Source organism: Kribbella sp. NBC_01245 (assembly GCF_036226525.1).
Lineage (GTDB): Bacteria > Actinomycetota > Actinomycetes > Propionibacteriales > Kribbellaceae > Kribbella.
On the sequence record NZ_CP108487.1, the window covers coordinates 8,605,110 to 8,623,723 of the forward strand.

The 18,614-nt window shown below is 67.2% G+C and carries 23 protein-coding genes; 9 read left to right on the plus strand and 14 right to left on the minus strand.

Features of this window, described 5'->3' with window-relative positions:
- Positions 1 to 15: 15 nt before the first annotated feature.
- Together OG394_RS39680 and OG394_RS39685 are read right to left on the minus strand one after the other, a co-directional pair.
- Complete coding sequence (locus tag OG394_RS39680; RefSeq protein ID WP_328992537.1) at positions 16 to 390, minus strand: DUF1304 family protein; 375 nt, start codon at positions 388 to 390, stop codon at positions 16 to 18.
- Entirely contained in the window at positions 387 to 827 is a 441-nt protein-coding gene (locus OG394_RS39685) for a cupin domain-containing protein (protein WP_328992538.1), read from the minus strand. Before OG394_RS39685 ends, OG394_RS39680 begins: the two co-directional genes overlap by 4 nt.
- Positions 828 to 972: 145 nt before the next feature.
- Between OG394_RS39685 and OG394_RS39690 the strand changes: the two genes are divergently transcribed.
- The gene (locus tag OG394_RS39690) at positions 973 to 2,022 is read left to right on the plus strand and encodes a helix-turn-helix transcriptional regulator (RefSeq protein WP_328992539.1); all 1,050 of its coding nucleotides are present in this window, start codon (positions 973 to 975) and stop codon (positions 2,020 to 2,022) included.
- A 9-nt stretch (positions 2,023 to 2,031) separates the two neighbouring features.
- Here OG394_RS39690 and OG394_RS39695 read toward each other — a convergent pair whose 3' ends face one another.
- On the minus strand, positions 2,032 to 2,415 hold the full coding sequence (locus tag OG394_RS39695; protein WP_328992540.1) for a VOC family protein: 384 nt from the start codon (positions 2,413 to 2,415) through the stop codon (positions 2,032 to 2,034).
- A gap of 58 nt (positions 2,416 to 2,473) precedes the next feature.
- Positions 2,474 to 3,487: an LOG family protein gene (locus OG394_RS39700; RefSeq protein WP_328996926.1), complete on the minus strand. Its 1,014-nt coding sequence runs from the start codon at positions 3,485 to 3,487 to the stop codon at positions 2,474 to 2,476.
- 136 nt (positions 3,488 to 3,623) lie between these two features.
- Between OG394_RS39700 and OG394_RS39705 the strand changes: the two genes are divergently transcribed.
- Both OG394_RS39705 and OG394_RS39710 read left to right on the plus strand, forming a co-directional pair.
- On the plus strand, positions 3,624 to 4,913 hold the full coding sequence (locus OG394_RS39705) for an aspartate aminotransferase family protein (protein ID WP_328992541.1): 1,290 nt from the start codon (positions 3,624 to 3,626) through the stop codon (positions 4,911 to 4,913).
- Entirely contained in the window at positions 4,910 to 5,701 is a 792-nt protein-coding gene (locus tag OG394_RS39710; RefSeq protein ID WP_328992542.1) for an NUDIX domain-containing protein, read from the plus strand. Before OG394_RS39705 ends, OG394_RS39710 begins: the two co-directional genes overlap by 4 nt.
- Before the next feature lie 577 nt (positions 5,702 to 6,278).
- Here OG394_RS39710 and OG394_RS39715 read toward each other — a convergent pair.
- The 5 genes from OG394_RS39715 to OG394_RS39735 all read right to left on the minus strand — a co-directional run bounded on the left by OG394_RS39715 (position 6,279) and on the right by OG394_RS39735 (position 10,293).
- A complete protein-coding gene (locus OG394_RS39715) occupies positions 6,279 to 7,178 on the minus strand; it encodes an amino acid ABC transporter permease (RefSeq protein WP_328992543.1) in 900 nt (299 codons plus the stop codon).
- A complete protein-coding gene (locus tag OG394_RS39720; RefSeq protein ID WP_328992544.1) occupies positions 7,175 to 7,864 on the minus strand; it encodes an amino acid ABC transporter permease in 690 nt (229 codons plus the stop codon). The genes OG394_RS39715 and OG394_RS39720 overlap by 4 nt, the downstream gene beginning before the upstream one ends.
- A 75-nt stretch (positions 7,865 to 7,939) precedes the next feature.
- Positions 7,940 to 8,782: a glutamate ABC transporter substrate-binding protein gene (locus OG394_RS39725; RefSeq protein ID WP_328992545.1), complete on the minus strand. Its 843-nt coding sequence runs from the start codon at positions 8,780 to 8,782 to the stop codon at positions 7,940 to 7,942.
- A gap of 51 nt (positions 8,783 to 8,833) precedes the next feature.
- The gene (locus tag OG394_RS39730) at positions 8,834 to 9,604 is read right to left on the minus strand and encodes an amino acid ABC transporter ATP-binding protein (protein WP_328992546.1); all 771 of its coding nucleotides are present in this window, start codon (positions 9,602 to 9,604) and stop codon (positions 8,834 to 8,836) included.
- A gap of 119 nt (positions 9,605 to 9,723) precedes the next feature.
- A complete protein-coding gene (locus OG394_RS39735; protein WP_328992547.1) occupies positions 9,724 to 10,293 on the minus strand; it encodes an amidohydrolase family protein in 570 nt (189 codons plus the stop codon).
- On the opposite strand from OG394_RS39735, the gene OG394_RS39740 reads away from it, so the two are divergent.
- Positions 10,292 to 10,441: a hypothetical protein gene (locus OG394_RS39740; RefSeq protein ID WP_328992548.1), complete on the plus strand. Its 150-nt coding sequence runs from the start codon at positions 10,292 to 10,294 to the stop codon at positions 10,439 to 10,441. The genes OG394_RS39735 and OG394_RS39740 overlap by 2 nt on opposite strands.
- Before the next feature lie 404 nt (positions 10,442 to 10,845).
- On the opposite strand, the gene OG394_RS40210 is transcribed toward OG394_RS39740, so the two are convergent.
- Complete coding sequence (locus tag OG394_RS40210) at positions 10,846 to 11,112, minus strand: twin-arginine translocation signal domain-containing protein (protein WP_442914263.1); 267 nt, start codon at positions 11,110 to 11,112, stop codon at positions 10,846 to 10,848.
- 100 nt (positions 11,113 to 11,212) lie between these two features.
- Here OG394_RS40210 and miaB point away from each other — a divergent pair, with 100 nt between their 5' ends.
- On the plus strand, positions 11,213 to 12,685 hold the full coding sequence (miaB, locus tag OG394_RS39745) for a tRNA (N6-isopentenyl adenosine(37)-C2)-methylthiotransferase MiaB (protein ID WP_328992549.1): 1,473 nt from the start codon (positions 11,213 to 11,215) through the stop codon (positions 12,683 to 12,685).
- 103 nt (positions 12,686 to 12,788) lie between these two features.
- Entirely contained in the window at positions 12,789 to 13,217 is a 429-nt protein-coding gene (locus OG394_RS39750) for a DUF1761 domain-containing protein (RefSeq protein WP_328992550.1), read from the plus strand.
- A 3-nt stretch (positions 13,218 to 13,220) separates the two neighbouring features.
- On the opposite strand, the gene OG394_RS39755 is transcribed toward OG394_RS39750, so the two are convergent.
- From OG394_RS39755 to OG394_RS39770, 4 genes are all read right to left on the minus strand, one after another.
- Positions 13,221 to 15,011, minus strand: a complete 1,791-nt coding sequence (locus OG394_RS39755; protein WP_328992551.1) for a LamG-like jellyroll fold domain-containing protein — start codon at positions 15,009 to 15,011, stop codon at positions 13,221 to 13,223.
- A gap of 78 nt (positions 15,012 to 15,089) precedes the next feature.
- Positions 15,090 to 15,542 carry an NUDIX hydrolase gene (locus OG394_RS39760; protein WP_328992552.1) on the minus strand — a complete coding sequence of 151 codons (453 nt, stop codon included), beginning with the start codon at positions 15,540 to 15,542 and terminating at the stop codon, positions 15,090 to 15,092.
- Positions 15,543 to 15,620: 78 nt separating this feature from the next.
- Entirely contained in the window at positions 15,621 to 15,878 is a 258-nt protein-coding gene (locus OG394_RS39765; RefSeq protein WP_328992553.1) for an antitoxin, read from the minus strand.
- Positions 15,879 to 15,981: 103 nt separating this feature from the next.
- A complete protein-coding gene (locus tag OG394_RS39770; RefSeq protein ID WP_328992554.1) occupies positions 15,982 to 16,182 on the minus strand; it encodes a hypothetical protein in 201 nt (66 codons plus the stop codon).
- Positions 16,183 to 16,352: 170 nt separating this feature from the next.
- On the opposite strand from OG394_RS39770, the gene miaA reads away from it, so the two are divergent.
- The 3 genes from miaA to OG394_RS39785 are packed head-to-tail and all read left to right on the plus strand — an operon-like array spanning position 16,353 to position 18,517.
- Positions 16,353 to 17,321: a tRNA (adenosine(37)-N6)-dimethylallyltransferase MiaA gene (gene miaA / locus OG394_RS39775; RefSeq protein WP_328992555.1), complete on the plus strand. Its 969-nt coding sequence runs from the start codon at positions 16,353 to 16,355 to the stop codon at positions 17,319 to 17,321.
- On the plus strand, positions 17,308 to 17,814 hold the full coding sequence (locus tag OG394_RS39780) for a SigE family RNA polymerase sigma factor (RefSeq protein WP_328992556.1): 507 nt from the start codon (positions 17,308 to 17,310) through the stop codon (positions 17,812 to 17,814). Before miaA ends, OG394_RS39780 begins: the two co-directional genes overlap by 14 nt.
- A gap of 1 nt (position 17,815) precedes the next feature.
- The gene (locus OG394_RS39785; protein WP_328992557.1) at positions 17,816 to 18,517 is read left to right on the plus strand and encodes a hypothetical protein; all 702 of its coding nucleotides are present in this window, start codon (positions 17,816 to 17,818) and stop codon (positions 18,515 to 18,517) included.
- The last annotated feature ends 97 nt before the right edge of the window (positions 18,518 to 18,614 follow it).

Below are 18,614 nucleotides of genomic sequence, written 5' to 3' on the forward strand. Positions count from 1 at the left end.
TCGAAAAGCGAGGAATCAGGCGAGCGCCGCCACGAGAAGTGCGGCCGCCGGCAGACCCTCCATGATCGAGTTGAGCCAGAGTTTTCGTTGCGACGCGACCAGCACGAAAGCTAAGAAGACGTGTTGTGCGGCCGTGAACACAAGGAGCGCTTCCCCCTGGGCGACATGGTCGGTTCGGACCAGTGCCACTCCGGCGAACAGGGCAACGGCGGTCGTCAGGTTATAGAAGCCCATGTTGATGGTCCACATCCGTACGGCATCGAAGTCGTCTGCGTCGATCAGGAAGAGCGGGTAGAGCTTCGGGTGGCGATAGAGGAACGACTCCATCACGAACACCGACACGAGCATCACCCCGATGAAAACCGCGAGCACCTGCGCCGTCGTACTCATGGCATCTCCCCGTTGATCGTCACGCCATGGCGAGCGATGACCACACGTAATGCCTCGAAATCCCCGGCCGGCGCTTTGTCCAGGTCGGCGAAGAACCGGCCCATGCTGTCGGTCAGGCTGATGGCGAGGAATTTGGCCGCGGGCGTCAGCACGGTGAACGTGTTGGTGGTGCCGGCCGGGATGGTGATCGACGATCCGGGTCCGAGGTCGTAGGCACTGTCATCCGCTTGCACGAGGATGCGTCCCTGGAGGACGTAGAACGCCTTGCTCCACGCCTCTTTGTGCGGTGGACCGGCCGGTCCGCGGGGTGCGTCGATCTCGAAGAGCTCGTACATCCCGCCGGTGTGCACGGCCGCGATCTTGACCGTGACCGTGGCGTCCGGCGCGACGTACTCGGTGCCGGTGCCGGGCGGACTGAATTTCACGGATGCCTTCATGGCAGATCCCCTCCTCAGCTGGTTTCGCCTCACGCTAGGAGCCGCTGACGACCGTCACCATCCCGTCCGGATGGGCTCGTGCGACGGCCGGGATCCCCACTTTTCAGGGATGGCCCCGAGGCGGAACCGGGCGCACACTGGCCACATGTGGGAGGGACAGGCACGTGCCGCCAGGCGGGAGATCGCGGCGCTCGCCACGGCGGGGCTCGACGTCGCGCAGTTGCACACGGCCGCGATCGACGTGGTCGACCGCGTCGTGGCCAGCGGGTTGACCTGCTGGGCCTCGATGGACCCCGACACCGTGGTGATCAGTTCGATGACCAGTGGCGTCAACCGCATCCCGCCGCAGTACGAGCCGCGCTTGGCCGAGGCGGAGTACGCCGGCACCGACCGCAACTCCTTCGCCGAACTGGCACGCAGGCCGTTCCCGGTCGCCCGGCTGTCGGACCTGCCGTACCGGGACGTAGTCGGCAACCGCCGGCTCAACGAGGTGTGGCGTCCGCTCGGGCTCGACCATGAGCTACGCGCCGCGTTCACCGTTGACGGCGCCTGTTGGGGTGCCGCGGGGTTGGTGCGGGATGGGACGGAGTTCACCGACCGCGAGGTGGAGTTCCTCGCCTCGGTATCACCAGTGATCGCGGCGGCCACCCGGATCGCGGTTCGTACGAACGCCCACGGGCATCGCGGCGCGCCAGGACCGTCGATCGTCGTGACGGGTCCGCGGGGGGAGCCGCGGGCCGTCACGCCTGCCGCCTCGGCCTGGCAAGACGAACTGGATCAGATCGCGCCCGGCCGATTCCTGGTGCTGCTGCGGGCCGTGGTCACCGGTGCTCTGGCGGCCGCGTCGGGCTCCTTCCAGGCACGCGTGCAGGCGGCGACCGGCGGCTGGGTGATCCTCCAGGCCAGCCGCCTGATCAGCGATGACGACGATCCTCAACTCGTCGTGACGATCGAACCGGCCAGCGGGCATCACCTGGTGACGATGCTGCTGGTCGCTTACGGGTTGACCTCGCGGGAGCGCGAGATCTGCCTAGAAGTGATCTCCGGTCACACCACCGGCGAGATCGCCGACCGCCTGTCGATTTCCCCGCATACGGTGCAGGACCACCTCAAAGCGGCCTTCCTCAAGGTCGGCGTCCGCAGCCGGGGCGAGCTCGTCGCCACCCTCCGACCGGACGACCTGACTCACAACTGACGGGGACTGTCAGAGTGGGGCGAGGCGGGTCTTGAGCAGGCAGAACTCGTTGCCTTCTGGATCGGAGAGGACGTGCCAGTGCGCCTCTGCGGGCTGACCGACGTCGACGAATTGGGCCCCGGCGGCCAGCAGACGCTCGAGCTCTGCGTCCTGATCGCGGTCGGTGGGGTTGACGTCGATGTGCAGCCGGGAATGCCCGTTCGTCTTCACATCCTCGGTGCGGATGAGAAAGATCGTCGGCTGCGCGCCACCGAACCCTTCGCGCGGGCCGATCTCGATACAACCCTCGGCCTCGCGTTCGAGCTCGACGAAGTCCAGGACCTCGCACCAGAACAGCGCCAGCGCCTCGGGGTCGAGGCACTTGAGCACGATCTGACTGAAACGACACGCCATTGACGAAACCTACTCTCAGCTTGGGAACTGCCGGGATGCTCTCATGAACTCCGGCAGCTCAGCCAACGAGTTTGGCGGCGTCCTCGATCGAGTCGACCAGGTGGATCGCGTGGGCCATGGCGCGGTCGGCGGAGAGGGACTGGAGGACGTTCCAGACCGGCAGATCAACGGACCAGTGCTCAACGCCGACCAGGATCAGTGGGATCTGGGTGGCGTCGTCGCCGTAGTAGTTCGGTGTAACCGCCTGGAAGATCTCCTGGACCGTCCCAGCCGCTCCGGGCAGGTAGACGATGCCCCCGCGCGCACGGCTGAGCAGTACGTCCTCGCGCAGCGCGTTGGAGAAGTACTTGGCGATACAGCCGGCAAAGACGTTAGGCGGCTCATGCCCGTAGAACCAGGTAGGCACCGCGACACCCCCGTCACCCGGGTACTGCCGCCGTACCTCCAACCCCACGCCCGCCCAGTCCGCCACTGACGGCCGGAACGACGGCACCACCGCCAGCCGCGCCAGCGCGCCATCCAGGGCCTCATCGTCGTACGTCGAGAGCGAGGCGCCGAGGTTGGCCGCCTCCATCGCGCCGGGCCCGCCTCCCGTCACCACGGTCAGGCCTTGCCGGGTTAGCTCGCGCCCGAGCAGGACAGCGTCGCGGTACGTCGCAGTGCCGCGAGCGATGCCGTGGCCGCCCATCACGCCTACCCAGCGGCGGTCCATCGGCTGTTCGGCCAGGGCGTCCGCGATCGCGTGGTCGTGCAGCGCTGCCGCGAGGGTGTGACTCGTATCGCCCTTGTCGTCGACCTGCCGGGACCACGCGTAGATGAGCGCGTCGGGCGTCGCGTCGTACCCCTGCTCGATACCGGCGTACAGCTCCTCCGCGCTGTAAAGGCTGCCGCGGTACGGGTCGAACGGCAGCGACGGGATGTTCGGGAAGATCAGGCCACCGCCACCGCGGATCCACTCCTCGGCCTCGGGCGCGAGCCGGTCGCCGAGGAAGAGCGAGCCGGCCGGGTCCAGTCGCAACAGCGCGGTCGTCCGGTCGGTGAGGTCTACCGATTGCACGCGCCACCCGGACATGGCCGTGGCGCCGGCCGCGACGAGCTGGTCGAACTGGGCCACGGACTCGATCTCGACGTGCGGCACGGCAGGTGTGGTCACGGCAAAACCATAGGCCTTCTACCGTCCAACCCCGGACATGTTGTTAGCTGGCCCCATGACACATGCGGAGCTCTGGGAGCGTCACAAGGCCGTCATGCCGAACTGGCTCGCGTTGTACTACGAAGAGCCGATCGAGATCGTGTCCGGCTCGGGCCGCCGGGTGACCGACGGTGAGGGCAAGGAGTATCTCGACTTCTTCGCGGGCATCCTCACCAACGCGATCGGTTATGACGTCGCCGAGATCTCCGACGCGGTCCGCGAGCAGCTGGCCACGGGGATCGCGCACACCTCCACGGTGTACCTGATCCGCCGCCAGATCGAGTTGGCCGAGAAGATCGCCGAGCTGTCGGGCATTCCGGACGCCAAGGTCTTCTTCACCAACTCCGGCACCGAGGCGAACGAGGCGGCCCTGCTGCTCGCCACCCAGAACCGCCGGTCCAACCAGGTGCTGGCGATGCGCAACTCGTACCACGGCCGCGCCTTCGGCACCGTGGCGATCACGGGCAACCGCGGCTGGTCCGCGAGCAGCCTGTCCCCGGTGAACGTGCAGTACGTCCAGGGCGCGTACCGCTACCGCAGCCCGTTCCGCGATCTGCCCGACGCGGAGTACATCAAGGTCTGCACCGACGACCTCCGCAACGTCATCGAGACCACCACCTCGGGCGATGTGGCCTGCATGATCCTCGAGCCGATCCAGGGCGTGGGCGGGTTCGCCTCGCCGCCTGACGGGCTGTACGCGGCGTTCAAGGAGGTCCTCGACGAGTACGGCATCCTGCTCATCTCCGACGAGGTCCAGACCGGTTGGGGCCGGACCGGCGAGCACTTCTGGGGTATTCAGGCGCACGACGTCGTGCCGGACGCGATGACGTTCGCGAAGGGCCTCGGCAACGGGTTCGCCATCGGTGGCGTGGTGGCGCGCGCCTCGCTGATGGACAGCCTCAGCGCGAACTCGCTGTCCACCTTCGGCGGTAACCCGATCTCCACCACGGCCGCGAAGGCCACGCTCGACTATCTGCTCGACCACGACCTGCAGGCCAACGCGGCCAAGCGCGGTGCGCAGCTGGCAGATGGCCTGCGCGGCATCGCCGAGGAGTATCCGGAGCTGGGCGATGTCCGCGGCAAGGGGCTGATGCTCGCGGCCGAGATCGTGAACCCCGACGACGCCAAGCCCGACGCGGCCAAGACCGCGAAGCTCCAGCAGGAGGCGAAGGATCGCGGCCTGCTCATCGGTAAGGGCGGTCTCTACGGCAACGTCCTGCGGATGGCGCCGCCGATGACCCTGACCGAGGACGAGACCACCGAGGCGATCGAGATCCTCCGCGACTCCTTCGGCACCCTGCGGTGACGGATCGCACTTGGGATGGCCTCGAGATCGCTGACGACGACCCACGCGGCACCACCGTCGTCGTACGACGTCCAGGTGGCGACGGGTTCGAGTACTTGCTACTGCACCGGGCCGAGCGTGGTGCCGACTACGAGGGGGACTGGGCCTGGACCGCGCCTGCGGGTTGTCGCCAGCCGGGGGAGGCGGTGTTGCCTGCGGCTGAGCGTGAGCTCGCGGAGGAGGCCGGGCTGTCCGGATTCACCCTGTGGCCGGTGGACCTGTCCGGGGGATGGGTGGTGTTCGGCTGCGATGTACCGGCGGATACGCCCATTGACCTGGTTGATCCCGAGCACGACCGGTACGAGTGGGTGTCGTTCGAGGAGGCGGCTGGACGGGTTGTGCCGGTCGAGATCTCGCGGGGGAACTTCTGTGCGGCTACGCAGGCCCCTGCGGCCGAGATCGCGTTCAAGCCGATCGAGTACGCCGAACTCCCGTCAGCGTCCACTGCCGCGGAGCAGGACTTCCTGGTGACGCTCGACGGTTCGACGCCGTACGGGCTCTACGTGGTCGAGGTAGACGGCCAGGCGGCCGGGTACATCGCGCACTACCCGGACGACGCGGAGACGGTCGGCCTGGCGGTTGCCCTGGACCACGAGAAGGCGGTTCCGACCACCGTCTGGACGTACCTCCGCGACATGGTCAAACCCGCCCATTCGGATGTACGACGCGTGCTCGCCGAGCCGACGCATGGCCTCGAAAAGGCCGGCTTCACCGACGGCACCTTCGACGTACCGCATCTCCTCGGCTGACAGTTCGGACCGCGTTCCAGCCTCACTGAGGCCTTCCCACCCAAGCGGCTAGCCACTGTGAGCGGGGGTTACCACCTCGGATTCCGGGGTGGTAACCCCCCACCACCGTCGCTAGCCACTGCCAGGGCGCACGAGTTCGCGGAAGCCGCGGCACCCCGCGACGCGGCAGCGTCCTAGCAACCACCACACCCGGTCAGACTCCACCCGTCCCCTGAATAGCCCGCTGTCCTTGGCCGGTTCGGTTCGCGTCAAGGGCGCGTGAGCGTCGGCGCTAGCCGATGAAGCCCTTGATGCGGGCCGGACCGGCCTGACAATTCGGAAGAACTCAGGGGACGGGTGCCAGCAATAGACGCGCGGGCCGGAAGCTCATAGTGGGCAGGCGTTTAGCGTTGATTGGTCCGAATCCGCCCGCCTACGTAGGCGACCAAACGAACTCGCCGCGCAAAGGGCGAGCGGATTCAGACCAATCAACGCAAAGGAGGAAGGGCCGCCATAGCAGCGGGCCCTTGTGACCGGAGTGGTCACAAGGGCCCGATGAACTGCGACACGCCCGGTCACAAGGGACCGATGCGTGTTGTTAGGCGGGGGGTCTTGCTTGGGCCGCGGCGATCTCGACGGCGGCCTGGTCGATTTGGTCGGGGGCGAGGGGGCCCCCGGCGGTGTGGCCGCGACGGCGGGTTCGCTGCTCGGCCTTGTTGGCGAGCACCGAGACGCCCCAGTTGATCAGGACGAACATCGCGGCGACGAAGATCAGGGCCGGTACGAGGTTCGACTTGTAGTTGCCGATCTGCTCCGCCTTACGCAGCAGTTCCTCGTACGTGATGATGTAGCCGAGGGCGGTGTCCTTCAGGATGACGACCAGCTGGCCGACGATCGCCGGCAGCATCGCCGTGACCGCCTGCGGCAGCAGCACCAGCCGCATCGTCTTGCCGGTGGTGAGGCCGACGGCGAGGGCCGCCTCGTTCTGGCCCTTCGGCAGCGAATGGACGCCCGAGCGGACCAGCTCTGCGACGACCGAACCGTTGTAGAGGGTCAGACCGGTCACCACTCCCGCCAGCGCGAGCTGGTCGGAGGGGAACAGGTTGTAGACCGCGTAGAGCTTGTAGGCGAACAGCATCATCAGCAGCACCGGGACGGCCCGGAAGAACTCGACGATGATGCTGCAGGGCCAGCGGATCCAGATCTGGGACGACAGCCGGCCGACGCCGAGCAGACCGCCCAGGACCAGGGCGAACGCCGTCGCGATGGCGGCCGCGGTCAGCGTGCCGATCAAGCCGGGAATCAGGTACTCGGTCCAGATCTCGGCCGTGAGGAACGGCTTCCACAGCTCCGGCTCAAGCTGCTTCTTCTCGTTCAGCTTGACCAGGACGAACCACAACACCGCCAGCAGGCCCGCGATACTCGCCAGACCGAGCAGCAGATAGTTCCGCTTCGCCTTCGGGCCAGGGGCGTCGAACAGAACGCTCGTCGTACTCATCGCTTCACCGCCAGGCGCTTCGACATCGAGGTGAGCAGGATGCCGACCGGCAGGGTGAGGATGACGAAGCCCAGCGCGAAGATGCCGAACACCACGAAGATCACGTCGGGCCGGTTCTCCATCATCACCTTCATCACCGCGGACGCCTCGGTCACACCGATCACCGAGGCGACGGTGGAGTTCTTGGTCAGCGCGATCAATACGTTGGCCAGCGGCGCGATCGCACCGCGGAAGGCCTGCGGCAGCACGACGTACACGAGCGTCTTCACGAACGGCAGGCCGATCGCGCGGGCCGCCTCCGCCTGACCGAGCGGCACGGTGTTGACGCCACTGCGGATCGCCTCCGCGACGAAGGACGCGTGGTACACGGCCAGGCCGAGGACGGCGAGCCGGAAGTTGTTGTCGACGAGAAAGGTCTCGGACGTCTTGCCGGCGAGCGTCAGCCCGAGCTGCAGGAAGAGGCCCAGGTTGCAGAACACGATGATCAGCGTCAGCGGCGTGTTACGCACGATGTTGACGTAGCCGCTGCCGATCAGCCGCATCACCCGGACCGGGGATACCCGCATGACCGCGACGAAGGTGCCGATCGCCAGGGCACCGACGGCCGACAGCAGCGTCAGATAAATGGTCATCTTGAACGCCCCGAGAATGTCGTACTCGGAGAACAGTTCGGAGATCAGATCCATGCTTCTCCTGCAGGGGAATGTGACGCAGACCTGACAATGGGGAGGAGCGCGAGGCTCCTCCCCATCAGTCGAGGATCAGGCGCAGGCGTCGAATGCCTTCGGCGGGTTGAGGGCCGGGTCGAGCGTCAGGCCGGCGGCACCGAGGTTCGCGTCGAAGGCCTTCTGCCAGTCGCCGGAGTCGACCATCTTCTTCAGGGCGGTGTTGACCTTCTCGCAGGTCTCCTTGTCGCCCTTCTTGATGCCGACGCCGTAGCGCTCTTCGGAGAAGGTCTTACCGACCACCTTGAACTTGCCCTGGTTCGCGGCCTGGGCGGCGAATCCGGCGAGGATGGTGTTGTCGGTGGTGACGGCGTCGATCGCGCCCGCGGCCAGCGCCACGACGCACTTCGCGTAACCGTCGTACTCCTGCAGCTGGACCGTCTTGGCGAACTTGTCCTTGACCTTCTGGGCCGACGTCGAGCCGGTGACCGAGCACAGCTTCTTGCCGTTCAGCGTCTCGGGTCCGGTGATGTCGGTGTTGTCGGCCTTGACCAGGAGATCCTGACCGGCGACCAGGTACGGGCCGGCGAAGGAGACCTTCTCCTTGCGGGCGTCGGTGATCGAGTAGGTCGCGAAGATCAGCTTGACCTGGCCGTTGGCCAGCAGGTCCTCGCGCTGAGCCGACGGGGACTCCTTGAACTCGATCTTGTCCTCGGCGAATCCGAGCTCCTTCGCGACGTACTTCGCGACGTCGACGTCGAGGCCGGTGTTCTTGGCGCCTTCCTTCAGGCCGAGACCGGGCTGGTCGAACTTGACGCCGATGACGATCTTGTCGCCGCCACCGCCGGAGCCGGTGCCTCCTTCGTCGCCGCAGGCCGTGAGGCCGGCGGTCGCCAGGGCGACGATCGCGCCCAGAGCAGCGATCTTGCGCTGTCGCATGGTGATTTCCTCCAGATATCGGGACTGCTCAGGTTCTGCGAAAAGGGCGGATCAGTGGGTGAGGATCTTCGAGAGGAAGTCCTGCGCCCGCTTGGTCTGCGGGTCGGTGAAGAACTTCTCCGGCTCGGCCTCTTCGACGATCTGGCCGTCGGCCATGAACACGACACGGTTCGCGGCCTTGCGGGCGAAGCCCATCTCGTGGGTGACGACGACCATCGTCATGCTCTGCTTGGCGAGGTTGATCATGACGTCGAGCACCTCGTTGATCATCTCCGGGTCCAGCGCCGAGGTCGGCTCGTCGAAGAGCATCACCTTCGGGTCCATCGCGAGCGCGCGGGCGATCGCGACGCGCTGCTGCTGGCCACCGGACAGCTGGGCCGGGTACTTGTCGGCCTGGACGCCGACGCCGACGCGCTCCAGCAGGGCGCGGGCGTGCTTCTCGGCCTCGGCCTTGGACTGGCCACGGACCTTCATCGGCCCGAGCGTGACGTTCTGCAGGATCGTCTTGTGCGCGAACAGGTTGAACGACTGGAACACCATGCCGACGTCGGCGCGCAGCCGGGCCAGCGCCTTGCCCTCTTTCGGCAGGTCCTTGCCGTCCAGGGAGATGGTGCCGGAGTCGATCGGCTCGAGCCGGTTGATCGCACGGCACAGGGTCGACTTGCCCGAACCCGACGGGCCGATCACCACGACGACCTCGCCCTTGCCGATGGACAGGTTGATGTCCTTCAGCACGTGCAGATCACCGAAATGCTTGTTCACGTCCGACAGCTGGACGAGACCGGTCGTCGCCACGGTTCCGGCGGCAGGGGAATCGCTCATGGCAGGAACCTAGCGGAGGCCGGGGGTGAGCCGTAGCGATCCGCGGTTCCACGGTGGTAACGATCTGTGGCCGAGTCGTGCGGGCTGTGACTGTCCGATCACAGCCCGCACGATTTCGTTCATTTGTGCGTACTTGGGCGGCTCCCGCAACAGCCACCCGCAGCGACGGCCTGACCCGGCTCCTGAACGGCGGCCTCCACGTCGGCCAGCATCCGCTTCCGCTCGGCTGAGCCGATCACACGTCCTGCGGCGACCACCGAGTCGATCCGCCGGGTGTTGCGGATGTCGGCCAGCGGGTCCGCGTCTAGGACCACCAAGTCGGCATGGTTGCCCGGAGCCACCTTGCCGGTCTGCTGGCCCAGGAACCGCGCGGGCTCGCGTGTCGCCGCCTGCAACGCCTGCAGGGGAGTGGCGCCGGCTGTGACGAGTAGCTCGAGCTCCTCGTGTAGCGCGAACCCTGGCACGGAGTACGGCGTACCGGTGTCTGTGCCGGCTAGTACGGGTACACCTGCGCGGAAGAGTTCACCGGCGAAGCGTTGGCGGTACTCCCACATCTGTTGCTGGTGGGCGATCTCGTCGGCCGGGCGGTTCGCCTTGTAGAGGTTCTCGAGCACCCACTCGAACGTGCCGATCGTCTCGGCGCTCTGGTACTTCTGCAGCGAGGGGTCAGGTAGAGCCGTGTCAGGCATGTCCAGCACCCGGTGCATCGTCAGAGTCGGTACGACGCGCGTGCGGTTCCGCCGGAGCTTCCCGAAGACCATGGCGGCCCTGACCGGGCTGAAGGTGTTCGCCGCCAACCACTCGGGCGCGTGGATCTGGCGGAACCACCCGTTGTAGTCGCCGGTCTCGACCTTGATGCTTTCTACAAGGCGTCGTACGTCGCGCTCGCGGCTGGAGACGGCCCAAGCGACAGCGTGCAGGTGTTCCAGACGGGCTCTCCCCGGTCGCTTACGGCCGTCACCCGTTCAGCCTCCGGGGCGAGCCCGGCGACAGTCAATCCGAGCCGCCGGGCCTCGTCCAGGAAGGCCAGTGCGCTATCGGACTCAGGCGCGAGTAGACCTTGTTGACGTCCTCCACCCGCCTGAACGCGGGGGATTCCAACCCACTACCCGGAGGTAGCGAGATGAGGTTCGCGGATCGTTGCCGTGCCCGACTGCGCAAGAAGGCTCACCGCGCTGCCACGGCCCGCCCGGCCGCAGTCATTGCAAGGTCAAACTGTCGTGCTGATGCAGGTCGCTTGGTTATCGCAGGCCAGCATCACGAAACCTACCCGACGCCACCGACAAAACCTGAATGGAGGAACCGGCGTATCCTCCCCGCCCTGAAGGACGGGGATTCCACGCCGGACAATCGATGAAGTTGCCACCTTTGTCCTTGAGCCGGCGTACGGCGGCCCGGGCGGATGCCTGAGACGGCATAACGGCACGAGTCAGGAGGGGCCCGCCGGTGACGATCGCGGCGGCCGCACCGGCGGTGGCAAGGAACTGGCGGCGGTGAAGTTTGGTCATGCCTCAGAGCCTCGCGTTCGCCGCTCGCCGCGTCAGGGGCCCCAGCGCCCGGTCCCAGGTAGGGAAATGTCTACTTACGGACGTACTCTTGGTGGCTGTCATGCGTACTTATGAGGTCCGCACCTACGGGTGCCAGATGAACGTCCACGACTCCGAGCGCCTGCGCGGGCTGATGGAGGACGCGGGCTATGTCCGCGCGCCCGAGGGGGACGAGGCTGATGTCGTCGTCTTCAACACCTGCGCGGTCCGGGAGAACGCCGACAACAAGTTGTACGGCAACCTCGGCCACCTGGCGCCGGTGAAGGCCCGCAAACCCGGTATGCAGATCGCCGTCGGTGGTTGCCTCGCGCAGAAGGACAAGGCGACCATCACCAAGAAGGCGCCCTGGGTGGACGTCGTCTTCGGCACGCACAACATCGGCGCGCTGCCGGTGCTGCTGGAGCGCGCGCGGATCCAGGAGGAGTCGCAGGTCGAGATCCTCGAATCGCTCGACGTCTTCCCGTCCACGCTGCCCACCCGCCGCGAGTCGCCGTACTCCGCCTGGGTCTCGGTCAGCGTCGGCTGCAACAACACCTGCACGTTCTGCATCGTCCCGGCGCTGCGCGGCCGCGAGAAGGACCGCCGCCCGGGTGACGTGCTCGCCGAGGTCGAGGCGCTCGTCGCCGAAGGCGTGCTCGAGGTGACCCTGCTCGGCCAGAACGTGAACTCGTACGGCGTCGAGTTCGGCGACCGGTATGCCTTCTCGAAGCTGCTGCGGGCCTGCGGCTCGATCGACGGGCTCGAGCGCGTCCGCTTCACCTCGCCGCATCCGCGCGACTTCACCGCCGACGTGATCGAGGCGATGGCCGAAACGCCGAACGTGATGCCGTCGCTGCACATGCCGCTGCAGTCCGGGTCGGACCAGGTGCTGAAGGCGATGCGCCGCTCGTACCGCCGCGACCGGTACCTCAAGATCATCGAGGACGTCCGGGCCGCGATGCCCGAGGCCGCGATCACCACCGACATCATCGTGGGCTTCCCCGGCGAGACCGAGGAGGACTTCCAGGGCACGCTCGACGTGGTGCGCGAGGCGCGCTTCGCGGGCGCGTTCACCTTCCAGTACTCCAAGCGCCCGGGCACTCCCGCCGAGTCGATGGAGGACCAGGTCCCGCGCGAGGTCGTCCAGGAGCGCTACGAGCGACTCGTCGCGCTGCAGGACGAGATGGCGTGGGCCGAGGCGAAGAAGATCGTCGGGCGTTCGGTCGAGGTGCTGGTCGCGGAGGGCGAAGGCCGCAAGGACGCGACCACTCATCGCCTCTCCGGCCGTGCCCGGGACAACCGGCTCGTGCACTTCGCCCTTCCCGAAGGCGTCGAGAAGCCGCGGCCCGGCGACATGGTCTCGGTCGAGGTCACGTACGCCGCCCCGCACCACCTCGTCGCCGACACCTTCGGCTCCGTCCGCCGCACCCGCGCCGGCGACGCCTGGCAAGCCACCCAAGACCAGCCGGCCCCCACCACTCCCGGCGTAATGCTCGGCATGCCCACGCTAGGCGCCAAACCCCTCGAGCCCGCTGGTGGTTGCCAAGTCGGCTAGGCCCCTCCGGATCGGTCGTGATCACGATCTCGCCACCCTTCTGGACACGCACCCACGACGCGCGCACCCTTCGATCAGGGACACGCTTCAATGGGGAGGCACCATGAACTTCAGTGTGCTCGGCGACCTGAACTGGCTCGCCGTCATCGTTGCCGCGGTCGTGTACTTCGCAATCGGCGGGCTGTGGTTCGCTCCGGTTGCCTTTGGCAAGCTTTGGCAGGATGCCATCGGCTGGACCGAGGCGGACGCCGCGCAGGCAACCCCGGCGAAGATGTACATCGTTCCGGCGGTCACCTGCCTGGTCGCTACCGTGGCGCTCGCGATGGTCTCCGAGGCGACCACCACCGACACCTTCGGCGAGGGCGTTGTTCTCGGCCTGGTCGCCGGTATCGGACTCGTCGGGTCGGGCCTCTTCGTCACCGGCTTCTTCGACCCCCGCAAACCCAAGCCACAGACCTGGATCAGCATCACCGCCGGCTATCACGTCGTTGGCCTGCTCGTCGCCGCTGTGATCCTGGCGCTGTGGACCTGAGGCTCAGGCGGTGAGGAACTCCCGGTCGGCGAGTGGACGGTTGACGATGCGGAGTTCGCCGATTTGGCCGGCGAAGGATTGTTCGATGGTGCGGTCGTAGTGGTTGGCGCCTAGGAGCCAGTGTTCGCCGGTGGTGGTGAGGCCGTTGGAGCGGGTGGCGGGGTTGCGGAGCACCGGGGACGAGTCGATGTACATCGTCGAGACGCGGCCGTCGTTGACCACGGCCAGGTGGAACCACTCGCCGGCGCGCATCTCGTGGCCCCAGTTGGTCCAGATGTCGTTGCGGTCCGCCGGGTACACCGCCCACTGGGCCTGCAAACCACCCGAGAAACCGAGGTTCACCACCGGCTCGGACGGATCGCCGCCCGTCTTGCCGGCATTCGCGCCCGTGCCCATCCGCGAGAGCAGACCCTGCCAGGCGTGATCCCCATCCGCGAGCTTCACGAACGCCTCGATCGTGTAGCCGTTCCGGAAAGTCAGCGCGTTGAGCGGCGCGTCGTCCGCCGTACGCAGGTACCCGCCGCGCGCAGGCCGTTTGCCACCACGGAACAACCAGCTCCCATGCCCAGGCTGATCCGGGTGATGCTCGTCCGACGGCACCGGCCCGCCATCGGCTGACAGCAATACGGGCGTGAGGTGGTTGCCCTGCCCGGAGTGGTCGACCACCCGATCCATCGCCGAACCGTCGAACCGCCAATACGCGACCGTCCCGGGCACCACCAGCCGGGCGGCCGGGCGCGAAGGCCGTACGGCGATCGGGGCGAAACCCGCGAAGCGCTGGTCGAAGTCGATCGGCACGCTGAAGCGGTTCGCGTCGTCGGTGAGCTCGATCTCGCCCTGCTCCAACGCCGTACGCCGTGACACCGGTTTGGCCAGGATCCAGGGGGAGATGGTCACGACGTCGATGATGTTGCGCGCCAGGTCGAAGTGGTACAGCCGGATCATCCCGCTGCCGCCGTAGTACCGGTCCTGGTAGTTCGTGATGTGCAGGTGTACGTCGTTGCGGGCCGCGTTCTGCTTCACCACACGTCCGGACGGCCAGAAGTGACCGTTGAGTGTGAGGAAGATCTGGTCGTTGCCGTCGACAAGTTGTTCCCACACCCGCTTGCCGTGTTCGGACAACTCGGCCGGGCCAGCATCGGCGTACACCAGATCGTGCGTGGTCAGGATGACCGGCAGCCGCGGGTGGTCCGCGATCACCTTGCGGGCCCACGCGAAGCCCTCGTCCGACGGCCGCCAGTCCATTGCCAGCAGCAACCACTGGCGCCCGCCGCCACGGAAGACGTGCCACGAGTTGTACCCACCCGGCGACGTCCCGCCGTACGTCGGCATCCGGCGGAACCGGTCCGGCCCGAAGGTGCGCAGGTACGGCGAATCGCCGCGCTGGTCGTTGGTCCGCGAGTCGATGTCGTGGTTGCCGGCCAGCACGCTGTACGGCGCACGGTGGTTGTCGAGCAGGCGGAAAACCGGATCGACCTGGGCGAATTCGCTGGCCAGGGCGTTCTCGACCACGTCGCCGAGGTGTGCGGTGAAGACGATGTTCTCGCTGCGCCGATTCTCCAGCAGGTACTTCATCGTCGCGACGAGTGGAGCCGAGTCGCCGCGATCCTGGTCGAACAGGTACTGCGTATCCGGGATCACCGCCAACGTAAACCGCGGATCATCCACGTCCGGACTCCCAACAGCCGACGCGTCCGCAGCCACAGACGCCGATGCGGCCGTCGCTGTGAAAGGGACCTGGCTGAGTCCGGCACCGAGCAATCCGGCCTGCAGCAACGTACGGCGAGTGGTCATCGTGGTGCCTCCGGGCGATAGAAGTCCCGCGCACCTTAGTCATTACATGATGTCCGAACGCAAGCCTCATCCCGAACTTCAGATGAACCCATGACTGATGACCGGCGGCACCGCGCCGGTGCGCAGCAACCGGAGCACTTCGGCCTCGTGCGGTACGACCGGATCCGGCAGGGCGTCGAAGGGGAACCACTCCAGCGACGCGGCCTTGTCGGTCTCCATCACTCGCGGTTCGCCGGTCCAGCGCTCGGCGGTGAAGAAGAAGTCGACCCGCTCGTCGATCGGATCGCCGTTGTTGCCGGTGCGGTGCATCGCCGTCAGCGGGCGCAGGTCGGCCGGGTCGATCACCACGCCGACCTCCTCCAGCACCTCGCGGGCGGCGGCTCGTTCGACGGATTCGCCGTGCTCGACATGACCGGCGGGCACAGCCCAGTAGCCGTCCATGTAACCGGTGTTCGCGCGCAGCAGCATCAGCACCTGGTCGTCGCGCACGAGAATGACATAAGCGGCCGGAATGACCTGGAAGCGATCCACTGCCTCACCCTAGAAGGCCCAACGCAAACCGGCGGCCGCGGGACCCCGAGAGGTCCCACCGCCGCCGGTTCGGTGGAGTCAGGCCGGCTGACCCGGCTGAGCCGGACCATCGTTGTTGATGTCGTCGTCCTGCCCGTCGAGACCGTCGAGCTTGTCCTTGGCGACATCGACGCCCTGGTCGATCTTGTCGCCGTACTTGCCGCCGGTCTTCTCGTCGACGAAGTCGCCGGCCTTGTCCAGGCCGTCGCCAACCTTGTCGCCGTGGCCGTCGACAAGGTCACTGGCCTTGTCCTTCAGACCCTCGGCCTTGTCCTTGAACTTGTCGAAGATGCCCATGGCGGGCCTCCGTTCCTTCGGTAGTGAGTCATGTACAGAGAGCTAGCGCTGCGATACTCCCACCGCGGACGCTCAATGTGTGGGACCCCACCGCGGCGTGGGACTACTCGACGTCGCCGCCGCTGTCCTGCGAGCCGCCGCCCGGAGGAGCCTCGACGTCGCCGCCGCTGTCCTCGGAACCGCCCGTGCCCGTACCCGTCGTACCGGTCGAGCCGCCCTCGACGTCGCCGCCGGAGTCGACGCTGCCGTCATCCTCGCCGGGCTTGGTGGGTTTGGTGGGGTCTTCGTCGAACTCGTTCGCCATCGATGTGCCTCCCGATTTGCCGGTCACTGGGCGGTCGCGGGATCGCAGCCGCCTGAGGGCAGGTATTCCCCTCAGGTCCTATCCAACCGCGCCGCGGGTCCACAAGGCTTCGAATACGCAGAGTTGAGGTCTGCGACCGATTCGCGGGGCGGGACTGTCACACTGGTCCGATGGTGGTACCTCTCGTGGTCGCGGTCGTCGGCCCCACGGCGGCCGGCAAGTCCGACCTGGCCGTTGCGCTGGGGCAACGGCTCGACGGCGAGGTGATCAACGTCGACGCCATGCAGGTCTATCGCGGCATGGACATCGGTACCGCGAAGATGCCGGCGGCCGAGCGTGGCGGCGTGCCGCACCACCTGCTCGACATCCTCGACGTGACCCAGACCGCGACGGTGGCCGAGTTCCAGCAGTTCGCCCGGGCCGCGATCGACGACTGCCTGCGCCGGGGCAAAGTGCCTGTGCTGGCAGGCGGTTCCGCGTTGTACGTGCGGGCCATTCTCGACGATTTCGTCTTCCCCGGCACCGATGACGCCGTTCGCCAACGGCTCGAGGCCGAGCTCGAGCGGGACGGCTCGGGCGCGTTGCACCGCCGCCTGGCCGAGGTCGATCCGGCCGCGGCCACGCAGATCCTGCCGAGCAACGGGCGCCGGATCGTGCGCGCGCTGGAGGTCATCGAGATCACCGGCGGGCCATACGTCGCGACGCTTCCCGAGCACAGGTACGTCTATCCCGGCGCGGTCCAACTCGGTCTCGACGTGCCGCGTCCCGAGCTCGACGTACGGATCGAACAACGCGTGGACCGGATGTTCGATCAAGGCTTTGCCGAAGAGGTCCGCCGGCTGCTCGGCGAGGGCCTGCGCGAAGGCCGTACGGCGAATCGCGCCCTCGGGTATTCCCAGGTGATCGCGTTGCTGGATGGCGAGATCACGGAGGCGGAGGCGCGGGAGCGGACGGCCCAGGCGACACGGCGGTTCGCGCGGCGGCAGGACTCCTGGTTCCGCAAGGACGACCGGATCACCTGGTTGCCGTACGACGCACCGGATCTGGTGGCGCAGGCAACAAAAATCCTAGGCAACCGGACGGGCTCGCAGAACGTAGTCGAGACGACGGGTTCGGGGATCACCGATGCGACCAGGTGACCGCGAGGCCGAGTTCCGTGAGTACCTGCTCGCGGACCGGACCAGACTGATGCGTACGGCGATGTTGCTCACCGCGGGTGACGTGCATACCGCAGAGGATCTGGTCCAGACCGCTTGCACCAAGGTGTACGTGCACTGGCACCGGATCCGCCACGAGGGGGCCGGGCCGTACGCGCACCGCACCCTGGTCAACGCCTTCCTCGACGACCGCCGCCGCGCGGGTCGCCGGCCGGAGGTGATGACCGCCGAGGAGTTCGAACCGAGACCGGTAGGGGAGATCGATCATGCCGACACACTCGCGGTCCGGCGTGCCCTGCTGGAGCTGGCACCCCGGCAGCGGGCGGTGCTCGTGTTGCGCTATTTCCAGGATCTCGACGTCGCGACCTGCGCGCGAATGCTGGACTGTACGGAGGGAACCGTGAAGAGCCAGACGGCGAAGGCGCTGAAACGCCTGCGTGACGTGATGACCGATCCTGCGACGGGAAGTGCCTGACGTGGACGAGGTCAAGAGACTGCTCGAGCAGTTCGCGGATCAGGCGATCGCGGACGCTCCGGCCGTGGACGTCGATGCCGACGTGGCCCGCGGCCGCCGGGCGCTGCGCCGGATCAAGAACCGGCGCCGGGCGACCGGTGTGCTGTGCCTGGCCGCCGTCAGCGCGGTCGCGTTGGTGGTCAACGAGAGCGTGGGACTGTGGGATCGAGGCGACGCGGGGGTCGCCGCCGGGACCCAGTCCGGCCCGGCGACCGCCGGCGCGAGCTCGTCGGAGGCGCCTAACCCGGCCAAGACGACCGACGGCAAGACGCTGACGTTCGGCGCGGCCTCGGTCGACCTGGTGGCCAACAAGGAGCAGTGGCCCGGTCTGGGCTGTGATCTGGTCCCTGCCGGCTGGTCGGTCGCACAGCCCGTCCTGACGCAGCAAGTGGTTCTAGCGCCTGCAACGCTGCGGACGGGCTACAGCACCGGTACGGCGGACAAGCTGGTGTTGTCGGTCGTGACGGAGGCAGAGCCGCTGGTAGGCCTTCGAGTGGTTCAGGCCGGCGGTAAGACCTTCCACCTCGGTGCCTACGCCAACGGCCGCCTGGTCGGTCAGGTCCACCAGGGCGACCAGTGGGTCGTTGCCCGTGCACCGGTTGGCGGAGACGGCTGGTCCGACGACGTACTCCAACGACTCTTGGACTCCTGCAAGCCGGGTTAGCACTGGATATCTCCGTCAGGAACGGGTAGGCAGAAGCTGTCCCGTCCCCGACGCCTGGAGGATACCGGTGCGAAACCGTCGACCCGCCCTGTTCACC